Below are 6,810 nucleotides of genomic sequence, written 5' to 3'. Positions count from 1 at the left end.
GATCGAACGGGCAAACGAAGAGACCACCGACGCAACGCGCCGGTGGTCCCATAACTGGCAATCCAGGTGGTCCCATCACCCTGGCAAAAATCAGGTCACACTGGTCCCAAGCTCATGGCAAACGACAACATCGCCTCGCGGCCGCATCCCGGTTGCGAAGGACGGCCACCCACGACTGACCAGCCGCTGTCGCCCCACGGCTAACGAGGCGACAACACCGTCAGCGCAAGCCCGCGGCGTGCTCGAGTTCGGTCAGCGCCGGTTGGATGGCGTCGGCCATCTGGTCGATGTCGTTGGCCACTTCCGGTGTCGTCACAAATCCGAAGTCCAGGTACTCCATGTAAGAGAAGCAGGTGACGTTGAGGGCGACGTCCATCACCGGCGGCCCCAACGGCACCAGCGAATCCAATTTTGCGCCGGCCATGTACAGCGGGAACTGCGGGCCGGGCACGTTGGAGACGACCAGGTTGATGGGCGCCAGGTTGTGCGACAGTCCGGTGGCCGTATACGCGCGCGCGGCCAGCTGCAGCAACCCGGGGGGCGTGGTCTCAGTCAGACCCATGATCTGATGCGCCGAGAGCGCCTTGGCCATTTCCTTGGCGCTCTGGGTACTTTCGTGGATCGCCTTGAGCCGCTCGGCAGGATCCTCGATATGGGTCGCCAGTGAGGCCGTCATCGAGCTGATCTGGTTGCCCACATCGGATTTCGTCTCGTCGGTCCGGGTGGAGACGGGGATCTGCGCGATCAGCGGCTTGGCGGGCAATTCATCGTGCTTGTGCAGGTATTCCCGGGCTGCCCCCGCCACCAGCGCCAGGACGACGTCGTTGAGCTTGACACCGAACGTGTCCTTGACGGCTTTGACCCGGGCCAGTTCGACCCGCGCGCCGGTAATGCGCCGATGCGGCGACACCGACGCGTTGAACCGCGTTTTGGGGGCGTCGAAGTAGCGCGGCGGCTTGGTGCGCACACCCAAAGCCGCGATCTGTTGGCGCACGGTCTGCTCCACCAGCCTGGCGATGCGGAACGGCGTCATGATGCCGACGTTGATCAGCGCGCTGACCGCACGCCGCTCCAGCCCGGGAATTTGGAAACCCACGAACCCAACCGTTTCCTGTTGCGGCGCACGCGGTTCCGGCGTGAGGTCCAAGAGGATTTCGCCCAGACCCGCCCCGGAGACGCCGTCGACGATGGCGTGGTGCATCTTGGTCAGCGTCGCGATCCGGCCGCCCTCGACACCCTCGATCACCCACAGTTCCCACAACGGCCGGGAGCGGTCCAGCTTGTAGGACATGAGCCGACCGACGAGCTCCTCGAGTTCGCGCCGCCCGCCTGGGGCGGGAACACCGATACGACGGATGTGAAAGTCGATGTCGAGGTCCTCGTCCTCAACGAACCAGGGCCGGTCCAGGCCCAGCGGAGCGCCAGTGACCTTCCACCGCAATTGCGGCAGCTCCGGCAATCGCTCGACGAGCAATTCGCGGAGCCGCTGAAAGCTGTAGTCGGGCGCATCCCTGGGATCGCAGATCGCCAGCGCACCCACATGCATGTGCCAGCCTGCGGTTTCCGCAGACCAAAACGCCGCATCAACACTCGAGAGCCGCTTCATTCCGCGACCATAGCCCGCACCTGCCAGGCGGGGCCAGCTCTCACGAAAATCTCACATCGCGCCAGCCAGCCGGTTATGCATCTTCGAGCAAGTCCGGCGTCACCGCCGACTCGGTATCCGGAATTCCCTCCACCTTCGCCTTGCGGTCAGCCATCGACAGCAGCCGCCGAATCCGGCCCGCCACAGCATCTTTCGTCATCGGCGGATCCGCAAGGCGGCCCAGCTCCTCCAACGATGCCTGCCGATGCTCGACCCGCAATCTGCCGGCCGCCGAAAGATGGTCGGGCACGGTGTCGCCGAGGATCTCCAACGCACGCTCCACCCGCGCCGCGGCCGCGACGGCCGCCCGGGCCGATCGGCGCAGATTGGCGTCGTCGAAGTTGGCCAGCCGGTTGGCCGTCGCGCGCACTTCGCGGCGCATCCGGCGCTCCTCCCACACCAGCCGGGTGTCCTGCGCGCCCATCCGGGTCAGCAACGCACCGATCGCCTCACCGTCGCGCACCACCACCCGGTCGGCGCCGCGCACCTCACGGGCCTTCGCGCTGACCCCGAGCCGACGTGCGGCACCCACCAGGGCCAGCGCGGCCTCCGGGCCCGGGCAGCTCACCTCCAGCGCCGACGAGCGTCCCGGCTCGGTCAGTGATCCGTGCGCCAAAAAGGCTCCGCGCCAAGCGGCTTCAGCATCGGCGATACTGCCGCCTACCACCTGCGCTGGCAGGCCGCGCACCGGGCGTCCGCGCACATCCAGCAACCCGGTCTGGCGAGCCAGCGCCTCACCGTCGTTGGCCACCCGCAGGACGTACCGGGTGTTCTTGCGAATACCGCTGGCCGACAATACGTGCACCACCGCGTTGTAGCCATACAACTCGAAGATGTCCTTGCGCAGTCGCCGGGCGATGCTGCCCAGGTCCACCTCGGCTTCGACGACCACGCGGCCGGCCACGATGTGCAAGCCACCGGCGAACCTCAGCAAGGAGGTGACCTCTGCTCGCCGCGCACTGACCGATTTGACCACCAGACGACTCAACTCGTCCTTGACTTCGGTCGTCATCGCCACGCGTGGTCACTCCTCGGTCCGTTGCCGCCCAGCGCCGTGCACGCCGGTCTGTTGACGTCCACCCTCGATCGGTATCTCCTGTGTGGTCACCGGAGTCGCCGCCGGGCCCCGGTCCCGCGCCCGCACCGCATCGAGGACGGCCGCCAGCTTGCCCGGGTCATGTAAAGGTGTACCAGGTCTGGCAACGTCGGCGAAGTGGACCTCGGCCTGCAGTAGCGTCGCGGTCCGGCGCAGTTGGTCGCGCTCTCGTTCGCTGGGCACTCGTTCGGCGTCGATGATGATGTCGTGCACGGTGAACCCCGGCGCATGCTGGGCCAGCACGTGCAGGTGACGCTCCACCGAAAAACCCGCCGTCTCCCCCGGCTCGGCCACCAAATTGAGCACCAGCGCTCGCTGAGCGGTGGTGGCCTGCAGCGCGCTGAGCAGCCCCGGCACCAGCACATGCGGGATCACGCTGGTGAACCACGAGCCCGGGCCCAGGACCACCAGGTCGGCGGCCATGATGGCATCGACGGCCTGCCGCGTCGCCGGCGGGTCGGCAGGCAGCAACCGCACCCGGCGCACTTTTCCCGGCGTGGTCGCTATCGCCACCTGGCCGCGGATCAGCCGGAACATTCGCGGGTCGGACTCCAGGCCGGACACGTCGGCCTCGATCTGCAGCGCGATCGGGCACATCGGCAACACCCTGCCCTTGACGCCAAGGATGCGTCCGAGTTCGTCGAGCGCGGCGACCGGGTCGGCCAGCACCTCCGATAGGCCGGCCAGCATCAGGTTGCCGATCGGATGTCCGGCCAGCGCGCCGTCGCCGCCGAACCGATGCTGCATAATGGTCGCCCACAATCGCCCGTGTGGGCTATCGGACGCCAAGGCTGCCAACGCCATTCGCAAATCACCGGGCGGCACCACACCGAGTTCGCTGCGCAGCCGCCCAGAGGAACCGCCGTCGTCGGCGACGGTCACCACCGCGGTGACGTACGGGGTCAGCCGCCGCGCCGCCGACAAGGTCGCATACAACCCGTGGCCGCCGCCCAGCGCGACGATGCTGTGGCTGGGCGGCAGGTGGCCTGGCGTATTCATTCGCGACCCAGATCCCGGTGCAGCACCCGCACTGACAGCCTCGAGTCAGAACCCAGCAGCCGCATCAGCGCCTCGGCGATCGCCACACTGCGATGCTTACCGCCGGTGCAGCCGACGGCGACCGTCATATAGCGCTTCCCTTCCCTGCGGTAGCCCCCGACGACCAGGGACAGCAGCCGATGGTAGGTCTCGAGGAACTCGGCCGCGCCGGGTTGCTCCAGCACATAGTCCCGCACCGCTGGGTGTTGGCCGGTCAGTGGCCGCAACTCGTCCACCCAATGCGGGTTGGGCAGGAACCGCACGTCCATCACCATGTCCGCGTCCATCGGCAGGCCGTATTTGAAGCCGAAAGATTCGACGGTGACGCTGGTGGTCGCGCCGCCGTCGCTGCCGAACGCGCGCTCAATGCTTTCCCTCAGGCCCCGCACCGACAGGGTCGAGGTGTCGATGATCAGGTCCGCGTTGGCCCGGACCGGCGCCAGCATCCTACGCTCGGCGGCAATGCCCTCGGCCAAGGTCTGCTGGCCCTGGAGCGGATGGCTGCGCCGATTCTGCTCGTAGCGGCGCACCAACATGTCGTCGGACGCCTCCATGAACACCACCCGGGGGGTGATGTTGCGGGTGGCCAACTCGCTGCGCACCGAGTCGAGATCGCCGGTGAACCCACGCGACCGCACGTCCATCACCACGGCCAGCCGGGTGATCCGCGACCCGGCCGCCAACCCGAAATCCACCATGCGGGTGATCAGCTGCGGCGGCAGATTGTCGGCAACGTACCAGCCCAGGTCCTCCAGCACCTTGGCCGCCGTGCCCCGTCCAGCCCCCGACAACCCGGTCACCAGAACCACGTCGATATCGGCCGACGCATGGTTTTCCGGGCTTTCCGGACTTTCCCGGCTTGACGGGCCGGGTTGGCTGTCCCCGGTCATTCCGACGCTCCGGGCCGGTCGGGGCGCAACGCGTCGAGGACGGCCGTAGCCGTGGCTACGCCGATACCTGGAACGGCGGTGATCTGGTCTACGGTGGCCTCCTTGAGGCGGGCGATCGACCCGAAATGGGTGACCAGCGCCATGCGACGGTGCTCTCCCAATCCCGGCACCCCATCGAGCACCGACGCCGTCATTCGCTTGGATCGTTTGCTCCGATGGTAAGTGATGGCGAATCGGTGCGCCTCGTCGCGCACCCGTTGGAGCAGATAGAGGCCCTCACTGTTGCGGGGCATGACGATGGGGTCCGGCTCGGACGGCACCCAGACCTCTTCTAGCCGCTTGGCCAGGCCGATCACCGCGACGTCGGTGACACCCAGTTCATCGAGAACGGTCTTGGCCGCATTGACCTGCGGAGCGCCCCCGTCGACGACGTAAAGGTTGGGCGGGTAGGCGAACCGCCGCGACTTACCTTCCGGGCTAAGCAGATTCGGGTCGCTCTGCTCGCTCAGGTGGCGCGCGAAGCGACGTCGGGTAACCTCCGCGATGGAGGCGACGTCGTCGGAGCGTCCCTGTCCGGCGGCTTCCCGGATCCCGAAGTGGCGGTAATCCGACTTGCGGGGGAGGCCGTCTTCGAAGACCACCAGCGAGCCCACCACGTCGGTGCCCTGCACATGGCTGATGTCGACGCACTCGATGCGCAGCGGCGCATCGGCCAACCCGAGAGCTTCCTGAATGTTCTGCAGCGCAGCCGATCTCGCGTTGAAATCACCGGCTCGCTTCAGCTTGTGTTGCTGCAACGCCTCTTTGGCATTGCGCTGTACGGTTTCGGCCAGCGCCCGCTTGTCGCCGCGGCGCGGCACCCGCAGCGTAACCCGGGAGCCGCGCAGCCCCGACAGCCAGCTGGACAGCTCACCGGAATTGGACGGCAGGCACGGCACCAGCACCTCACGGGGAACCGGGTTGACGGATTCGTCTGTTTGTTCGGCGGCGAAGCCCAATTCGGCCTGTTCGCCATAGAACTGGGTGAGGAACTGTTCGACCAACTGCTCCTCTCCGGAATCACCTGGATCGCCTGACTTTTCGACGATCCAGCCGCGCTGGCCGCGGACCCGGCCGCCGCGGACGTGGAACACCTGCACCGCCGCTTCGAGGTCGTCGTCGGCGAAAGCCATCACATCGGCGTCAGTACCGTCGCCGAGCACCACCGCCTGCTTCTCCATGGCGCGCTTCAGCGCGGACAGGTCGTCGCGAAGCCGGGCGGCCCGCTCGAAATCCAGCTGCTCGGCCGCGGCATTCATGTGCCGTTCCAGCTCGCGGGCATAGCGGTCGGTCTTGCCCGACAGGAAGTCGCAGAAGTCCTCGACGATCTGGCGATGCTGCTCGGCACTGACCCTGCCGACACAGGGAGCCGAACACTTGTCGATGTAGCCGAGCAGGCACGGGCGCTCGATCTGCTTGTGGCGCTTGAACACTCCGGCCGAGCAGGTGCGCGCGGGAAACACGCGGGTGAGCAGGTCCAGTGTTTCGCGGATTGCCCACGCATGCGAGTAGGGCCCGAAATAACGCACCCCCTTGCGCCGCGGGCCGCGGTAGACCATGAGCCGGGGAAATTCCTCGTTGAGGGTGACGGCCAGCGCCGGATACGACTTGTCGTCACGATAGCGGACGTTGAAGCGCGGATCGAACTCCTTGATCCAGTTGTACTCCAGCTGCAGCGCCTCAACCTCGGTGTTGACCACCGTCCACTCCACCTTGGCCGCGGTGGTCACCATCTGCCGGGTCCTCGGATGCAGATGCGCGACGTCGGCGAAGTACGACGTCAGCCGGCTGCGCAAGCTCTTGGCCTTGCCGACGTAGATCACCCGCCCGTGCGCATCCCGGAACCGGTACACGCCGGGCTCGACCGGGACGGACCCGGGCGCGGGACGATACGTTGCGGGATCTGGCACGTACCTAGGCTACTTCGACGGCTACTTCGACCTGAAAAAGTCGGACCTGTGCTGAGCGGCTGTGTCTGGTTGTGGTCGAGGGGTGGGTGAGTGGGTGGCTTGGGCGCCTTTGATCACACGGCGAGGGCGCTGATCTTGACCAGGTTGTGGGCGAGGACGCCGTGCCCGGTCCAGATTCGGGTTCCTTCGGTG

The 6,810-nt window shown here is 66.9% G+C and carries 4 protein-coding genes and 1 pseudogene; all 5 read right to left on the bottom strand.

The window, feature by feature from the left end:
• Positions 1–220: 220 nt before the first annotated feature.
• The 5 genes and pseudogenes from EET13_RS11795 to uvrC all read right to left on the bottom strand — a co-directional run bounded on the left by EET13_RS11795 (position 221) and on the right by uvrC (position 6,618).
• Complete coding sequence (locus tag EET13_RS11795) at positions 221–1,606, bottom strand: WS/DGAT/MGAT family O-acyltransferase (protein WP_122442464.1); 1,386 nt, start codon at positions 1,604–1,606, stop codon at positions 221–223.
• 73 nt (positions 1,607–1,679) lie between these two features.
• Complete coding sequence (gene whiA / locus EET13_RS11790) at positions 1,680–2,657, bottom strand: DNA-binding protein WhiA (RefSeq protein WP_122442463.1); 978 nt, start codon at positions 2,655–2,657, stop codon at positions 1,680–1,682.
• A pseudogene (locus tag EET13_RS11785) lies at positions 2,654–3,740 on the bottom strand (YvcK family protein). The gene whiA and the pseudogene EET13_RS11785 overlap by 4 nt, the downstream one beginning before the upstream one ends.
• A complete protein-coding gene (gene rapZ, locus EET13_RS11780; protein ID WP_244603870.1) occupies positions 3,737–4,669 on the bottom strand; it encodes an RNase adapter RapZ in 933 nt (310 codons plus the stop codon). The pseudogene EET13_RS11785 and the gene rapZ overlap by 4 nt, the downstream one beginning before the upstream one ends.
• Complete coding sequence (gene uvrC, locus EET13_RS11775) at positions 4,666–6,618, bottom strand: excinuclease ABC subunit UvrC (RefSeq protein WP_122442461.1); 1,953 nt, start codon at positions 6,616–6,618, stop codon at positions 4,666–4,668. The genes rapZ and uvrC overlap by 4 nt, the downstream gene beginning before the upstream one ends.
• Between the last annotated feature and the right edge of the window lie 192 nt (positions 6,619–6,810).

It is taken from the genome of Mycobacterium attenuatum (assembly GCF_900566085.1).
Lineage (GTDB): Bacteria > Actinomycetota > Actinomycetes > Mycobacteriales > Mycobacteriaceae > Mycobacterium > Mycobacterium attenuatum.
The sequence above is the reverse complement of the archived record's forward strand: the minus strand, read 5'-3'. Positions and strand labels throughout refer to the sequence as shown.